The organism is Franzmannia qiaohouensis (assembly GCF_031451695.1).
GTDB lineage: Bacteria > Pseudomonadota > Gammaproteobacteria > Pseudomonadales > Halomonadaceae > Franzmannia > Franzmannia qiaohouensis.
The window spans coordinates 162,068-178,237 of the sequence record NZ_JARWAM010000007.1; the positions used below are offsets into that span (position 1 = coordinate 162,068).

Sequence of the window (16,170 nt, forward strand, 5' to 3'; positions counted from 1 at the left end):
GACCGCTGTCACGCAGACAAAGGGAAGCCCTGCGGCCGTCTCGAGAACGGCCGCTGGGGACACAAACGGGGTCAGATACGATCGGGCTGGAAGGGGCCGATACGTACCAGGTTTTCCGGGTCGTGCTCACCGCCAAGCTGGTCGGTGGAGAAATACTCGCGGCTGTTGAGCGGCGCCTGCCAGCGGTCGGCGAGACGCTTGAACAGCCCCCAGGAGGCATCGTTGTCCGGGGTGATGGTGGTTTCGAGGTGATGCACGTCGGCGAGCTCCGGGCGCGACATGACCGCCTCGACCAGGCGCCGCGCAAGACCGGTACCGCGGGCCTTCTCACCCACGGCCACCTGCCACAGGAAGTAGGTGTCAGGCGCGTTGCTCTTCACGTAGCCCGATACGAACCCGACGATTTCGCCCTCTTCATTGGTTGCCACGGCGCAGCTATCGCGAAACTGGGTGGCCAGCAGCAGGTAGGCATAGGCGGAATTGACGTCGAGCGGCGGGCAGGCCTTGACCAGCTCATAGACGCCCCAGCCATCGTCGGGATTGGGCTTGCGTATGTACAGTTGAGAAGACGATTTACCGACCACTGCATCGGCGACGCTGGGGCGGGCAAGATCGGCGGAGGTCGTAAACGGCTGTGCGGATACGTTCATCGTTATACTTCGCAGTTGGCGAATTTGCGCCATATGATAACAAGCGCTTATGGATAAATCAAAAAGCCCTTTATCATGTGGCGCACAATCCATAATCCTGAGTTATGTGGGCGCCACCCAGCAGCCTCGCTGGCAAGGCAAGCCCCCTGATGACAACGTCACCCAAGGAGTTTAGCCCAGGCCAGCGCCTTGTGACGCTGATATAGCGCCTTGCCATCAACGCAAGAGGCCGCCCGCAGGCGGCCTCTTGATCATCAGGCAGGTGCCCTCAGCGACGCGTCACGCTACGCATGGTGACGAACTCCTCGGCGCCGGTGGGATGAATGCCCACGGTAGCATCGAAATCGAGTTTGGTGAGGCCGGCCCGCACCGCAATGGCGATGCCCTGGATCACCTCGCCGGCCTCCTCGCCGACCATATGCGCGCCGACCACCCTGTCGCTGATTTCATCGACGATCAGCTTCATCAGGCAGCGCTCGTCGCTGCCCGACAGGGTGTGCTTCATCGGCCGGAAGTCGGCAGTGTAGACACGCACCTCACCAAACTGCTCGCGCGCCGCCTCTTCGGAGAGGCCCACCGTGCCGATATTGGGGTGGCAGAACACCGCCGTTGCGATGTTGTGATAGTCGAGCGGGCGCGGCGGCGCATCGCTGAAGTGGTGCTGGACCATGTGCATGGCTTCGGCCAGGGCCACCGGGGTCAGCTCGGGGCCGCCGGTGACGTCGCCCAGCGCCAGGATCGACGGCACCGAGGTCTCGTAGCGTTCGTTGACCTTGATCGTGCCATCTTCGTTGAGCGCGATATCCAACTGGTCGAGGCCCAGGTCCTGCAGGTGCGGCTTGCGGCCGGTGGCGGCAAGCACGGCGTCGACCTCGAGCGTTTCGCCGTTGGTCAGGGTGACCCGATAGGCGCTTCCCGCCGCTTCGATGCGCTCGATATTGGTCTCGAAGTGCAGTTTGACGCCCTTCTTGGCCATTTCATCACGGGTGAATTCACGCACTTCGCGGTCGAAGCCGCGCAGGAACAGTTCGCCGCGATAGACGAGATGCGCCTCGCTGCCCAGGCCGTTGAAGATACTGGCGAACTCCACTGCGATATAGCCCCCGCCAAGCACCAGGAAGCGCTCGGGAAAGGCATCGAGATCGAACACTCGGTTGGTGTCGACGACGTGCTCGTTACCGGGGAAGTCCGGCACCCAGGGCCAGCCGCCGACGGCAACGAGAATTTTCTCGGCGCTGACGGTATCACCGCCGACCTCGACGTGATGGCCATCGAGCACCTTGGCGCGGGCGTTGATCAGGGTCACATCAGCGCCCTCGAGCAGGCGGCCGTAGATGCCGTTGAGCCGCTTGATCTCGGCGATCTTGTTGTCGCGCAGGGTGGCCCAGTCGAAGCGCGGCGCCTCGGGCAGGGTCCAGCCGAAACCGGCACTGTCGTCGAAGGCATCATGGAAGTGCGCGGCATAGGAGTAGAGCTTCTTGGGCACGCAGCCGACGTTGACACAGGTACCGCCGAGGTAGCGGTCCTCGGCTACGGCGACACGTGCGCCGGTGGCCGCTGCGGTACGCGCGGCGCGCACGCCACCGGAACCGGCACCGATGACGAAAAGATCGTAGTCGTACTGGGACACGGATATCTCCTGAAAAACGCTAAAGCATTGAATCGCTGCGCAGATGATACCAGCCCCCGAGCAGTGCCGGGAGTGGCGGTGACGTTGACCCTCTGCAAGACTCACGGTAAAAGAAGCGCCACCCATGTTGTCATTATAGGTTTGCCGTCATGAAAGAACGCATGCAAGCGCTGCTCGAACGCAACCGCGAGTGGGCGGAGCGGATGCGCGAACAGGACCCCGAGTTCTTTTCGCGCCTCTCGCAGCAACAGAACCCCGACTACCTGTGGATCGGCTGTTCGGACAGCCGCGTGCCGGCCAACCAGATCATCGCCCTGCCCCCCGGCGAAGTCTTCGTCCATCGCAATGTCGCCAACCTGCTGCACAACAACGACATGAATGCCCTGTCGGTGGTGCAGTACGCGGTCGACGTGCTCAAGGTAAAGCACATCATGGTGGTTGGGCACTACGGCTGTGGCGGGGTGCGGGCCGCCGTGCAGGGGGGCGAAAACGGCATCGTCGACTTCTGGCTGCACTCGGTGCGCGACCTCTACAGCCGTCATCGCGAGAGCCTTGCCGCGCTTAGCCTGGACGAGCAGGTCGACCGCATGTGCGAGCTCAACGTCAAGGCCCAGGTCGACAACCTGGCGCGCAACAAGATCATTCAGCGCGCCTGGCAGCGCGACCAGCCGCTGGCCGTGCATGGCTGGGTCTATGGGCTCGGCGACGGCCGGGTCACCGACCTCGACTGCACCGTCGAAGGGCTCGACCAGGTGCCACAGCTCTACCGCGTCGACCGCCTCGATCCCATCGAGCCATGAGCGGCGCTACGATGCGCGACCGCGACGCCCTGCACTTGGCCCATCTGGATGCGCTACAGCAGGCCTACGCCGGGCACCTCGAGGCGGCAGGCGTTGACGCGCTGTGGATCTACAGCGGCGCGCCCCACCAGCACTACGCCGACGACCAGACCGCTACCTTTCGCGCCTACGGCCACTTCGTGCACTGGGCGCCGCTGCCCGAGCTCAGCCACAGCTGGCTGCTGATCCGTCGCGGACGGCGGCCGCTGCTGCAGATCCATGCCCCGGCCGATTTCTGGCACCTCCCCGCCCGGCGCCCAGACGCGGCCTGGAGTCAGGCATTCGAGATTCGGCTGAGTGACGAGATCACGCCCCCGCCCTGCGCTGCCAAGCGTCGCGCGGTGATCGGCGACCTCGACGTCGAGCAGGCCAAGGCCATGGGCGCGACGCTCAACCCGCCGGCACTGCTCGCTGCGCTCGACCACGGCCGACTGCACAAGAGCGCCCACGAACAGGCCTGCCTGATCGACGCCAATCGCGCTGCGCTGGCCGGCCATGCCGCGGCGCGTCAGGCATTCGAACGCGGTGCCAGCGAGCTCGATATCCACCTCGCCTATCTGGCGGCGAGCCGGCAGCGCGAGTCGTCACTGCCCTACGACAGTATCGTGGGCCTCAACCGCCACGCCGGGGTACTCCACTACCAGCACTATGAGCAGACGCTTCCCGGCGAGCGGTATAGCCTGCTGGTCGATGCCGGCCAGCGTCAGCTCGGCTACTGCGCCGACATCACCCGCACCTGGGCAGGCCCTGAGGCGCCCGATCTCTTCGTGTCGCTGCTCGCAAGTATGCAAACCCTGCATCAGCGCCTGGTCGCGGCCTGTGCGCCGGGGGTCGCCTTCGTCGCGCTGCATCGCCAGATGCACCATGAGCTTGCCCAACTGCTCATCGAGCACGGCGTGCTGCGCTGCTCCGCGGAGGCGGCCGTCGACACCGGCCTTACCCGCGCCTTCTGCCCGCACGGACTGGGCCACTCGCTGGGCATTCAGGTCCACGACGTGGGCGGCCGGCAGGACGCTGCCGGCGCGCCGCTACCGCCGCCCGCCAGCGATCCCGCTCTGCGCCTGACGCGCACCCTGACGCCGAACATGGTGGTGACCATCGAACCCGGCTGCTATGTGATCCCGATGCTGCTCGAACCACTGCGCCGCGGCGCCGAGGCGGCGCAGGTCGACTGGACACTGGTAGAACGGCTCGCCCCCTGTGGCGGGATTCGCCTCGAAGACAACGTCGCCATTACCCCCAGCGGCCAGCGCAACCTGACCTTGGCCGCCGACGACGGCGACTGATCCCGGGCCATTGCCGAGTCGAGCGCAGCGGATCCGTCGGCAGGCCTTCACCAAGTCGATTGAGGGTCTCGCTCCAATACGGGTTGCGCGGCGCCGTCAGCGCGATAAGCTGGAAGTACGCCCACTCATCGAGACCGGCATGTCACGCACCATCGTTCCCGCTGACTACCGCCCTCCGCGCGGCCTGAGCAATCGCCATGTCCAGACGCTGCTACCGCGCCTGCTGCCTCGGCGACGGCTGGCGCGGGATACCGAAATTCTCAACCTGCCGGATGGCGACTTCGTCGAGCTGGCCTGGCTGCGCCAGGCCCCGAAGCGGGACGACGCGCCGCTGTTCATCCTCTTCCATGGCCTCGAGGGTTCGCTCGACTCGCCGTACGCCGGCGAGCTGCTGTGGAGTGCCCAGCAGGCCGGTTGGCGAGCGGTGATGATGCACTTCCGCGGCTGTGGCCAGGCCCCCAATCGCCTGCCACGGGCCTATCATAGCGGTGATACCGCGGATGCCTACTGGGTGATCGGCCAGCTCGCCCAGCGCTATCCCCACGCCATCAAGGTCGCCGCCGGGGTATCGCTGGGGGCCAACATGCTGGTCAAGCTGGTGGCCGAACAGGGCGGCGATGGGCTGGACCTGGCCGGCGCCATTGCCATCTGCGCCCCCCTCGACCTGGCGGCCAGTGCCGATGCCTTGAACAGCGGATTCGCCCGCGTCTATCAGCGGCATCTGCTGCGTTCGCTGAAGCGCAAGGTCATGGCCAAGATGGCCCAGGGACCCATGCCGATTGCGCTGTCGCCGCACCAGCTCAAGGAGCTCGACAGCTTCTGGGCCTACGACAACGAGGTTACCGCGCCGCTGCACGGTTTCAGCTCGGCAAGCGACTACTATCGCCGCGCCTCGGCGGGTCGGCTGCTCGGCGATATCGAGCTGCCGACCCTGATCCTGCACGCTGCCGACGACCCCTTCATGCCCGGCGACCTGTTCGACCGCTTGCCGACACCCTCGGACTCGGTGCGCGTGGAGATCGCCCGCCACGGCGGCCACGTAGGCTTCCTCGAATACCGCCGCGGAGGGCTGCGGTCATGGCTGGGGCGGCGCGTCGCCGAGCAGCTCAACGACTGGGCGGCGCTGGGCAGCGCCGCCAGCGGCCAAGCGCTGCCCTCGGCTAGCCGATCGGACAGCTGACGCCGGTGCCCTTCAGCCCGCAGTAGCCGTTGGGGTTCTTGGCCAGGTACTGCTGGTGGTACTCCTCGGCCACATAGAAGGCTTCGAGGGCGGCGATCTCGGTAGTGATCATACCGCGGCCGGCTTCCTCGAGCGCCCGCTGGTAGGCGTCACGACTCTGCTTCGCGGCCGCCAACTGGCCGCTGCTGGTGGTGTAGATCGCTGAGCGATACTGGCTGCCGCGGTCATTGCCCTGGCGCATGCCCTGGGTCGGGTCATGGGCTTCCCAGAACACCTGTAGCAGCGCCATGAACGGCAGCCGAGCCGGATCGAAGACCACCCGCACCGCCTCGGTGTGCCCGGTCAAGCCGGTACAGGTCTCCTCGTAGGTGGGATTGGGCGTATAGCCGCCGGCATAGCCCACCGCAGTAACGTGCACGCCGGGCAGCTCCCAGAACAGCCGCTCCGCGCCCCAGAAGCAACCCAGCCCCAGCACCACCTCTTCGAGGCCGTCGGGAAACGGCGGCAGCATGCTGGCACCGTTGACCAGATGCTGTCCGCTGATGCGCAGCGGCGTGTCGCGGCCCGGCAAGGCGCGCTCGGGGGCGACCAGGGACGTGTTGTCGCGTAATGGCATTAGGCTATTCCTCGCTTGTCGTCGTGCGCCTCAGCGGGTCTGCTCGGCGCGGCCCAGGCTGAACTGGTAGACCAGATCGACGGCCTGGGCTGCCCCTGAGACCGCCTGCAGATACAGATTACGCCACAGCGTGTAGCGTAGCGTCAGCTCGGCGATGGGCGAGAAGATCCCGACCCCGTAGCTGACGCGCAGATCGTCGGTCAGCTGCCCGCTGACCACCACCTGGCTCTCGTCCCCGGTGCCGGCGGTTTCCAGCGCCAGGTCATCGACGCCAAAGGCCTGGCCGATCTGCCCCACCGCGCCGCCGGTCTGCGACAGCGATAGCCCGATCAGCGCCGAGGCCAGGGCGCCGTCGGCGTCACCCTCGCCTGGCGCGCGGCCGCGCAGCAGGTAAGAGAGTGCCCGCGCCTCGTCCATCGACGGCTCCGAGAACACCTGCAGGTCGGGGGCTTCGGCGGCGCCGGTGACGCGCAGCCCGGCGATCACATCGTCCTCGGTGACATTGGGGTTGCGAATCGCCTCGAAGTCGAGCAGCGGCTGGTCGGCGGGGCCGCTGAACAGCAGCTGGCCGCGGCGAATCAGCAGGTCCTGACCGAAGGCGCGGAAGCGGCCGTCGACCAGGTTGACCTCGCCGAACAGCTGCACCGGCCCGGTCTGCTGGCGTACCTGAAGGTTGCCGCGCAGGCCGCTCTCCAAGCCATAGGCCTCGAGCTGCATGTCGGGACCGAGTGCCAGGTCGATCTGCACGTCGAGTTGAATGCCGGCCTCGGCCAGCGCCTGGGAAGTGGCTTCGTCGGCGCCCTCTTCGGCACGCTCGGCGGCCCGTGCCTCCTCACGCTGGGCGCGACGCTCATCGCGCTCGCTGATGATGATCTCGTCGCTGCTGGGCGTGACCGCCGAGGCGGGCATCTGGCCGATCTCGAGGCGTGCCCAGGGTACCTCGACTCGACCGCGAACCTCGAGGCGCTCGGGGTCGGCCTCGATCGACAGGTTGGGGGCGATGCGCAGCCGGCCGACATCGGGCAGCTCGGCGAGCAGCGGATCGCTGCGGCCGTCCAGGGTAATGGCTGCCTGCCAGGCGTCGGCGCTGGGCCAGCTGGCGCTGCCGTCGATGCTCAATTGGCCCTGCTCCGCAGCGATCAGACCGCGGATATCGGCGCGATCGCCGGCCAGCAGGATCTCCAGATTGCCGTCGCGCACTTCTACCGGCACGTCGCCGCCGCGCGCCTCCAGGCCGCTCAAGCGAATATCGCCATCCAGGCTGGGCTCCGCCAGGCTACCGCCGATGGCGACGTCGCCGGTCACCGAGCCCTCGAGGGTCTGCATGTCGGCGACCAGCGCCTGATAGGGCGCCAGGCGGATATCGTCGAGCACCAGGCGCCCACTGAGCGGCCCCTGGTTGACGGGATCGTCGATATCGATGAGCAGACGGATGTCACCGGCGTCGGCCAGCGACACGTCGAGCTGGGCCTCGGCGCGGGCCTGGGTGGCGTCGACCGCCAGCCGCAGCTGTGAGGCCGGCAGCTCCCACGGCTGGCCGAAGGCGTCCAGGCCACTCAATGCCAGGTTGCTACCCAGCCCCAGGTCGAGCGACCAGCGCGACCCGCCTGCGGCCCACTCGGCGCGTAGCTCGGCCTGGGTTTCGCCGGCCACCGACCAGCCTTCGGGCATGAACTCTTCGAGCAGCGACATCGGCAGGTCGCGAATCGCCAGCGCCGCACTGCCCCGCTCGCCGCTGGCGCTCAGGGTGTCGGTGACGCAGAGGCGTCCGCCGCGGTCGTAGATAAGGCAGAATGGCTGCACCTGCACACTGCCGGCGTCAAGGTTGGCGGCCAGCTCGATGGGCTGGTCGAGACGCACGTCGCCGTGCTCGCTGTCGACCTCGAGCGGCGACAGGCTAGCCCGGTAGCGGTCACGGGCCTGGTTCATGCTGCCGTCGAGGGCCAGCGCCGCACGTGATAGCGGCATGCCGGGCCCGGCGAGCGCCTCGAGTTCCAGGCGGTGCGCCGAGAGACGACCATCGAGTCCCAGACTGATGCTCGAGAAGCGCTGCCCGCTGGCGTTGAGCTGCGCTATCTCGAGAGTCGCGTCCAGGCTTGGATCGTCTAGCCCGCTGACCCGCGCGCTCAGCGTCAGCTGTTCGAGACGATTGTCGGCGGCGGAGAGCGAGTCGCCGACCAGATCGAGGCGCAGCTGCGGCGCCTCCAGGGTGCCGGCCACGTCGAAGTCGCCCTGCAGGCTGCCACCCAGCTGCGGCGACAGGGTGGCAAGATCCGGCGCGCGCAGGGTGCCGCTCAGGTCGAGGCGCTCGGCGACCCGGCCCTGGGCGGTCAGGCGGTTGCTGCCCTGGCGCAGATCCAGCGCAGTGATATCCCACTGCATCTCGCTGTTGCCGCTGAGTTCGGCATCCAGGGCCAGCGGCAACTCCTGCAGCTCACCGCGGATGCTCAGCGTGGGGACGTCCAGCGACCAGCCCTCGGGCGACTGGGCGAAGCCCAGCGCGGCATTGCCGCTGAGCCGGCCCTGCACGGCGTCGGTGAAGGCGCCCGGATCGAGGTTGTTGAGCTGCAGCCGGGTGCTGACATCGAGCCCCTCGGACCAGCGCACTTCGCCGTGACTGATCAGCGAGCCGCCCTGTTGGACGGTGACCGATAGCGGCGTCCAGGCGAATTGCTCGAGATCGCCGTTGCCATTCAAGGCCAGCCGCATGCCGGGCAGTTCGGGTCCCTCGGCGTTCACCGACAGCGCCGCCTGGTACTCCAGCAGGCTCCCCTCGAGGCGCAGCACCAGGTCGTTGAGTGCATAGGGCGACTCGGCGTCGTCGCCCTGCTGCTCACGCTGCGCGGAAAGTGGCCACTCGAGGCGTTCGGCGCGGGCGCTGACGCGCATCGGCAGGGTCGGGTCGAGGGCATCGAGCTGCGCCGAAATGGAGCTGTTGATCTGGCCGCTGGTGATCAGTTGGGCGTCCAGCGCGGCAAGGCTGCCGCTCAGGGTCAGACCGAACCGCTCGCCGGCCAGTTCGGGCATGATCTCCGGGAGAAAGAGTTCGCCGTCGAGCTGCGCCTCGAGCGGATAGTCGTCGCGCAGCGTCACGCTCGCTGCGAGTGTCAGGTCGGCATCGGCGGTGGCCAGTTCAAGGCTCGACAGCTCGACCTGCTGGCCCACCGCGCTGACCGCCAGCGCCAGGCGTTCGACGCGATACTCGACGGGCCCCTGGAGCTCACTGTCGAGGATCTCCAGGGATGGCACGCTGACGTTGAGGGGGAGTGATATCTCCGGCAGGGCGATACGCTCGCGCTCCTCCAGCGGCACGCTGGCCAGGCCCTCCAGTTCGGCGGCGGCCTGCGCCGGCAGCGGCGACTGGGCGGCGATGGCGGCATCGATGGCCGCGGCCTCGATGCGCGGCGTGGCGTCGTCATCGGCCGGCAGTGCCAGCCTGGCCCCCGGGGTCAGCGGCAGCATCACGCGCAGGCCCGCCAGTTGGGTGGCGTGCAGCTCGAGGTCGCTGCCCTCGGCGGTCGCCCCGCTGGTGAAGCTGGCCCAGTACAGGCGGGTGCCGTCGGCCAGCCGGATGTCGATATCCTCGAGCGACAGGGCGCGCAGCTCGATCGGGAAAGGCAGGGAGATCGGCGCGGTATCGTCGGCCGCCTCCGCGGCTGGCGTCTCGTCATCGACCGCCGGGTCACCCGCAGCCAGGCGCACGCTCAGGCCGCGTACCGCGAGCCGATCGATGCACAGCCGTCCGCTGAGCAGGCAGTCGTCGGCCCAGGCCAGTTCGAACTCGGCCACGCTTACGCTGGCCGGCCCGGCCTCGAGACGCAAGCCGTCGATGCGCAGGCGATCGAGCGGTGCCCCCTGCGCCGCCTCGTAGCTGTACCAGCCACGCTGCTGGCCCTGTTCCAGCAGCACGCCGGTGCCCCACGGCGACAGCGCAAGCCCCAGGGCGAAGATCACCAGTCCTATCAGCCATAGCGGCAGCCAGAGTGCAGCGCGTAGCAGCGCCCAGATCAGTCGAGTAATGATTAGAACTCCGGTCCGATCGCGAAATGAATTCGCCAGTCGTTTTCGTCATCGTCGAAGGGGTGGGCCACATCGAAGCGAATCGGCCCCACCGGGGAGATCCAGCGCACGCCAAGGCCAGCGCCGGTGTTGAGCTGGTCGGGGCCCCAGTCATCGAAGGCGTCGCCGGTATCGATGAAGGTGGCGCCCCACCAGTCGCCGGTGACCCGGCGCTGATATTCGAGGCTGGCGGTGAATAGCTGCTGGCCACCCAGCAAGGCGCCCTCCTCGTCTCGCGGCGCAAGGCTTTCGTAGGCGTAGCCGCGCACCGAGCGATCGCCGCCGGTGAAGAAACGCAGCGAGGGCGGCATGCGTTCGAATTCGCTGGTCTCGACGCTGCCCAGGCCGACTCGGCCGATGAAGCGGTTGTCACGACCCAACATGCGGATCCACTGCGAGTCGGCGGTGCTGCGGAAGAACTCGATGTCCGAGCCCCAGGCGGTATTGGAGTATTCGATGGCCACCCGCTGACGATCGCCCCAGCTCGGGAAACGCGGGTTACGGGTGCGGGTACGTGACCAGCTGATCCCCGGGTAGAGCAGGAACGTCTGATCCTCATCGACCCCCTGGGTGAAGTCCTCGAAGGTGCTGCGCAGGTAGGCGCTCTGTACCCAGCCGTTTTCGAACTCCCAGCGCCGCGCCAGCTCGACCGAGGCCTCGAGGCTACGGGTGTCGTCGCTGTCGCGATGACGAAAGCCGTACTGCAGCCGGTAGCTATCGCGCAGTGGATCCTCCAGCGGAATCGCATACTCGCCGGTAAAGCGCTGCTCCGGGCCAGACAGGAACAGGTCGTGATTGAGGCTGTGACCGAGGCGGTTGATCCACGGCTGCTGCCAGCCAAACCGCAGTCGCGGGCCGACATCGGTGGCATAGCCCACGCCGACTTCAAACTGATGGCGATCGGCAGGTACCAGGGTGACGTCGATGGGGACGTCGAGGGACTGTGGGGTAACGCTACGCACTGCGGCAAGCGTCTGGGCGCTTATCATCGGCCCCTCGACCGGGGTGTCCGCCGGGGGTGACGCCGGCGCGCCTTCGCCCTGCAGGTCGGCCTGCTGCCACCAGCCGGGGCCTGCCGGGGCGTCCAGCGCCAGGCTCGCATCGCCGCCGACCCGCGGGCGCACGCTGATCGAGCTGAACCAGTTACTCTGGCCAAGTCGCTGGTTGTAGCGTGCGATGTCGCCGGCCAGGTAGGGATCGCCCGGCTCGAACGGCAGCATGCGACGCAGGCGGTCTTCGTCGATGTGGCTGCCGTGGAAGCGTGGCTCGCCGAAGCGGTAGCGTGGGCCGCTGTCGAGTGTCAGATAGAGCCGTGCGCTCTGCTCCCACGGGCGGACTTCCATGCGCCGGTCGAGAAAGCGCGAATCGAAGTAGCCGCGCTCCAGCGACAGCGCCGAGAGGCGGTTGCGCAGACGGTCATAGGGGGCGTGCTCGAGGGGGTCGCCCTCGCTGAGCGGAAAGGCTTCGAGAGCGTCGACGAACGTCTCGTCGCGTCTCGCCTCGCCGCGCACCTGAAAATTCAGCGACTGAATCACCACCTGAGGCCCCGCCTCGACCATCACGGTGACGCGCTCTACTGGATCTCCCGCAAACGCCAACTGTAGCTGGGGCTCGTAATAGCCGTAGACCCGCAGCGCCTCCATGCTACGTCGACGCACCACCGACTCGAGCCGCGACTGGCTGTACTGGGCGGCATCCAACCCACCGAGGTAGATGGCGATATTGTCGGCGGGGCGTCCCGAAATACCTTGTACGTCGGCATCCAGCGCCCAGGCCGGTGCAATGCTTGCCAGGCAGGCCACCACCGACCCCAGGCGCGCTAATGCGCGAAATTCCATATCAGTTTCCCAACTGGCTCTGCAGGGCTTCCAGTTGCGCGCTCGTCGCTAGCTGCGACTGTCTGAGTTCGGTGAGCTCGGCTCGGGTAGAGTCCAGTCGGTCACGTAGTTCGGCAACTTCCTGCTGCTCATCTTCGCGCACCGCGTCGAGCTGCTCAAGTGCCTCCTGCAACGCATCGAGATCGCTGGTGAGTTGATCGAGACGCTGTGGATCGAGTTCGGGGCGCTCGTCGAGGCGCGTGGCAAGCGCCTGCTGCTGCGCCTCGAGGTCCTCCAGGCGCGGATCGAGATCACGCCACTGCTCGCCGAGCGAGGCGAGGCGAGGCGTCTGCTCATCGCTGCGCGTTTCCAACCGCTCGAGACGCGCGTCAAGGCTCGCCCTGGCCTGCTCGCCGCCCTCCTCCAGGGCGTCCAGCGATTGGCGCACCACACCGATCAGGCCGTCGAGGGACTCGACCTCTTCGCTCAACTCCTCGAACTGCGCGGCAAGGCGCTCGACCGCTTCATCCTCGGCGCTGGCAACGCGAATCGACTCAATCAACTGCTCCTGCTCCTCGAGGCGATCACGCAGCGCCTGCTGGCCATCATTAAGCGACGCCAGGCGCTCGGTGATCGGCTCGAGCTCACTGTCCTGCTCCTGGTCCAGGCCGTCGAAGCGAGCATGGACGTTGGAGAGCTGGCCTTCGAGTCTATCCAGCTCACGCAGCAGCAGCAGCCGCTCCTGCCAGGCAGCGAACGCCAGGCCGGCCAGCGCGCCGATCAGCACCAGGATCATCAGCCACAGCGGCCACAGCCGAGCGCTGCGCGGCTGGCGCAGATGATTGGCGGTCAGACTAGCGTTGACATCGGGGACTATCGGCGACGAAAGGCGCTGTTCCTCCGGGCGCTCAGCCATTGGGTGACTCCTTGCCGTGAGAGCGTCATAAGACGGACGGGGTAGACTCCCGTCGTGAGCGGCGTCGGCCTGGCCGAGCGACGCCCTCGTCATTGGCGAGCATACCCCAGGCTGCTATGATCTGGCGACACCACTTACGCATATATGGTTGCAGCGTAAGGCTTTTTGCAGGAGCAACAGGCAATGGCATTCGAACTACCCGCGCTACCCTACGACAAGAATGCGCTGGAGCCGTACCTCTCCGCCGAAACCCTGGAATACCACTATGGCAAACATCATCTGGCCTACGTGACGCGCCTCAATGCCCTGGTCGAGGGCACCGATGACGATCAGAAGTCGCTGGAGGAGATCATCCAGTCGAGCGCCGGCGAGCTGTTCAACCAGGCCGCCCAGGCCTGGAACCACACCTTCTACTGGCACTGCCTGTCACCCAGCGGCGGTGGCGAGGCGGATGGCCCGGTGGGTGAGGCCATCGTCGCCGAATTCGGCTCCTTCGCAGCGTTCACCCAGGCCTTCGAGACCGCCGCCCTCGAGCATTTTGGCACTGGCTGGATCTGGCTGGTCAAGCGCGCCGACGGCGGGCTCGAGATCGTGGCGACCCATGATGCCGATACTCCGATTGCCCATCACCAGACCCCGCTGCTGGCCGTCGACGTCTGGGAGCACGCCTACTACATCGACTACCGCCACGCCCGCGCCAAGTACCTGCAAGGCATCTGGCAGCTGACCAACTGGGATTTCGTCAACCAGAACTTCAGCTGAGGATGGTTGCGACGCCAGGGCGCCCCGCGAAGCGCAGCGCCCTGGCACCCAGCCTCAGGGATCTGCGCGGCGACCGATACCCCGATACACCAGCCCGCGGGCGGCGACATAGGCGGGGTCGTAGATATTGCGACCATCAAGCACCAGGCGCTCGCTCAGCGCTTCGCCGAGACGCCGCCAGTCGGGGTTCCAGTAGCACTTCCACTCGGTAACCAGCATCAGCGCGTCGGCGCCCTGGCACGCCTCGTAGGGGTCGGCCTGGCACAGCGTGAGCAGCGGGTGTTCGCCGACCTCCTTGCGCAGCGCCGGCAGTGCCGCCGGATCGTGCAGGCGCACATGAACGCCCTGAGCCCACAGTGCGCGCAGCAGCGTCAGCACCGGTGCATGATCGATACGCGCAGTGCCGGGCTTGAAGGCAGCACCCCATACGGCCACGGTAAGCCCCTCCAGCTGGCCGTGGAAATGCCCCCACAGCTTGCGGAACAGCGTCTCCTTCTTGTGCTCATTGATATCCAGGACCTGCTCAAGCAGCGCCGACTCGCGGCCACTGGCCGACTGCACGTCGGCCAGGCGCATCAGGTCGCGTGAAAAGTTGGGACCGCCGAAGCCACAGCCCGGGTAGAGGTACTGGTAGCCGATGCGCGGGTCGGCACCCATCCCCTGGCGCACGTGCTCGACGTCGACGCCCAGCGAGTCGGCAAGCCCGGCGACCTCGTTCATGTAACTGATGCGGGTCGCCAGCATGCCGTTGATCGATAGCTTGGTGAGCTCGGCGGCACGCCGTGGCATGCGCTGGAAGCTGTCACTGCGGCGGTTGAAGGCGCGCAGCAGTTCGCGCACCTGGGCGGCGGCCTGGTCGTCCTCGCAGCCTAGCAGCCAACGGCTGGGCCGGGTGAAGGCCTGCCAGGCGCGCCCCTCCTCGAGCATGTCGGGCAGCGCCACGGCAACCTGGCCGGCATGCCCGAGCAGCGCTTCGAGCTGCTCGGTATCGCCTACTGGAAAGGTCGAGTTGTTGACCACTACCAGCGGCGTGGACTGGAGCCCGGCGATCCGGTCGACGCTGTGGGTGGCGAGCTCTCGCTGGTCCGGGGCGAGGGCCAACCACAGCACGTCGAGGGGCTCATCGCCAGCCAGTGTCGACAGCGCCGCATCGCTGTCGAGGATCTGCAGAGCTCCACCGCGCTGGGCCTCGTGGAGCTGGTGCAGCAGCTCGGGCTCGCGGATCAGCCAGTCGGCCTGCTCGAGCTCACGCCACGGGTGCTGGGCCAGCGTCAGCCATGCGACCCGGTGCCCGACGCTGGCCAGCGCCGCGGCGGCGGTAGCCGCCGCCAGCTCACTTCCCTGTATCAGGACTCGCATGGCGCATCACTCCTTGGCGGCGTACTTGTCGAGCAGCTCGGCGAAGCCGTCGGCATACTTGGGGTGGCGCTTGGCGAAGGCCAGGATCGCTTCGAGATAGCCGAGCTGATGGCCGCAGTCGTAGGTTGCGCCGCGCATGCGATAGGCGGCTACGCCCTCGCTGGCGCGGAGGGTATCGATGGCGTCGGTGAGCTGGATCTCGTTGCCGGCGCCGGGCGGGGTGTCGGCCAGCAGCGGGAAGATCGAACCGGGGAGCAGGTAGCGACCGATCACCGCCAGTGTCGAGGGCGCCTCCTCCACCTTGGGTTTCTCGACGACCCGCGCCATCGGTGCCGATTCGCCGGCCTCCGGGGCGTCGCCGTCGATGGCGACGATGCCGTACTTGTAGACCATCTCACGTGGCACGTTCTCGACCATGATCTGCGACTGGCCGCTGGCGGCGAAGGCGTCGATCATGCCGCCCAGATCGTTGCCGGACAGGCCATGGCCATCCACCAGCACGTCGGGGAGCAGCACTGCAAAGGGCTCGTCGTCACCGATCACCGGACGCGCGCAGAGCACCGCATGACCGAGGCCCAGCGGCTCGGGCTGACGCACGCTGATGATCTTGACGTCGTCGGGGATGATATTGCGCAGCTCCTCGAGCAGCTCGGTCTTGCCCTTGGCCTCGAGGCTCGCCTCGAGCTCGAAATGCTTGTCGAAGTGGTTCTCGATCGCCGCCTTGCTGGAGTGGGTGACCAGCACGATCTCCTTGATGCCTGCGGCAACGGCCTCTTCCACCACGTACTGGATCACCGGCTTGTCGACGATGGTGATCATCTCCTTGGGAATGGCTTTAGAGGCGGGCAGGCAGCGTGTGCCGAGGCCGGCCACCGGAAGTACGGCCTTGCGGATCATCGGGATCCCTCCTGATCATGAGTGCGGTTGGATTATGCCATAGCCGCCCGGCCAGTGGATGATGCAGGACGGCAACAGTTGTGCTTTCGCGCCGCGAGACGGACAAGCCAGCATTCGACAGAGTAGAATGAGACGACCCCGATGGACAGCAAGAGGCAC

General features: G+C 67.0%; 12 protein-coding genes. 4 read left to right on the forward strand and 8 right to left on the reverse strand.

The features are described from left to right. Window positions 1-71: 71 nt before the first annotated feature. Window positions 72-650 (reverse strand): diaminobutyrate acetyltransferase, encoded by a 579-nt coding sequence (ectA, locus tag QC821_RS11345; RefSeq protein ID WP_309721208.1) that lies wholly within the window; start codon window positions 648-650, stop codon window positions 72-74. 268 nt (window positions 651-918) lie between these two features. After that, a complete protein-coding gene (gene gorA / locus QC821_RS11350; protein ID WP_309721211.1) occupies window positions 919-2,280 on the reverse strand; it encodes a glutathione-disulfide reductase in 1,362 nt (453 codons plus the stop codon). A 149-nt stretch (window positions 2,281-2,429) separates the two neighbouring features. Between gorA and can the strand changes: the two genes are divergently transcribed. From can to QC821_RS11365, 3 genes are all read left to right on the forward strand, one after another. After that, complete coding sequence (can, locus tag QC821_RS11355) at window positions 2,430-3,080, forward strand: carbonate dehydratase (protein ID WP_309721214.1); 651 nt, start codon at window positions 2,430-2,432, stop codon at window positions 3,078-3,080. Window positions 3,081-3,091: 11 nt separating this feature from the next. Beyond that, complete coding sequence (gene pepQ, locus QC821_RS11360) at window positions 3,092-4,405, forward strand: Xaa-Pro dipeptidase (protein WP_309721217.1); 1,314 nt, start codon at window positions 3,092-3,094, stop codon at window positions 4,403-4,405. Window positions 4,406-4,544: 139 nt separating this feature from the next. Beyond that, window positions 4,545-5,585: a hydrolase gene (locus tag QC821_RS11365; RefSeq protein ID WP_309721221.1), complete on the forward strand. Its 1,041-nt coding sequence runs from the start codon at window positions 4,545-4,547 to the stop codon at window positions 5,583-5,585. On the opposite strand, the gene msrA is transcribed toward QC821_RS11365, so the two are convergent. From msrA to QC821_RS11385, 4 genes are read right to left on the reverse strand one after another with little or no spacing between them, the layout of a single operon-like run. Continuing rightward, the gene (msrA, locus tag QC821_RS11370) at window positions 5,566-6,201 is read right to left on the reverse strand and encodes a peptide-methionine (S)-S-oxide reductase MsrA (RefSeq protein ID WP_309721224.1); all 636 of its coding nucleotides are present in this window, start codon (window positions 6,199-6,201) and stop codon (window positions 5,566-5,568) included. The two genes, QC821_RS11365 and msrA, sit on opposite strands and share 20 nt — an antisense overlap. Before the next feature lie 30 nt (window positions 6,202-6,231). Further along, entirely contained in the window at window positions 6,232-10,260 is a 4,029-nt protein-coding gene (tamB, locus tag QC821_RS11375; protein ID WP_479691076.1) for an autotransporter assembly complex protein TamB, read from the reverse strand. Beyond that, window positions 10,224-12,098: an autotransporter assembly complex protein TamA gene (gene tamA / locus QC821_RS11380; protein WP_309721229.1), complete on the reverse strand. Its 1,875-nt coding sequence runs from the start codon at window positions 12,096-12,098 to the stop codon at window positions 10,224-10,226. The genes tamB and tamA overlap by 37 nt, the downstream gene beginning before the upstream one ends. A 1-nt stretch (window position 12,099) precedes the next feature. Then, window positions 12,100-12,993 (reverse strand): coiled-coil domain-containing protein, encoded by an 894-nt coding sequence (locus QC821_RS11385; protein ID WP_309721231.1) that lies wholly within the window; start codon window positions 12,991-12,993, stop codon window positions 12,100-12,102. A gap of 183 nt (window positions 12,994-13,176) precedes the next feature. On the opposite strand from QC821_RS11385, the gene QC821_RS11390 reads away from it, so the two are divergent. Next, complete coding sequence (locus tag QC821_RS11390) at window positions 13,177-13,755, forward strand: superoxide dismutase (RefSeq protein ID WP_309721234.1); 579 nt, start codon at window positions 13,177-13,179, stop codon at window positions 13,753-13,755. A 54-nt stretch (window positions 13,756-13,809) separates the two neighbouring features. Here QC821_RS11390 and QC821_RS11395 read toward each other — a convergent pair whose 3' ends face one another. Both QC821_RS11395 and galU read right to left on the reverse strand, forming a co-directional pair. Next, window positions 13,810-15,114, reverse strand: coding sequence for a nucleotide sugar dehydrogenase (locus tag QC821_RS11395; RefSeq protein ID WP_309721237.1), 1,305 nt, complete (start codon window positions 15,112-15,114; stop codon window positions 13,810-13,812). Between the two features lie 6 nt (window positions 15,115-15,120). Continuing rightward, window positions 15,121-16,011 (reverse strand): UTP--glucose-1-phosphate uridylyltransferase GalU, encoded by an 891-nt coding sequence (galU, locus tag QC821_RS11400; protein WP_309721241.1) that lies wholly within the window; start codon window positions 16,009-16,011, stop codon window positions 15,121-15,123. Between the last annotated feature and the right edge of the window lie 159 nt (window positions 16,012-16,170).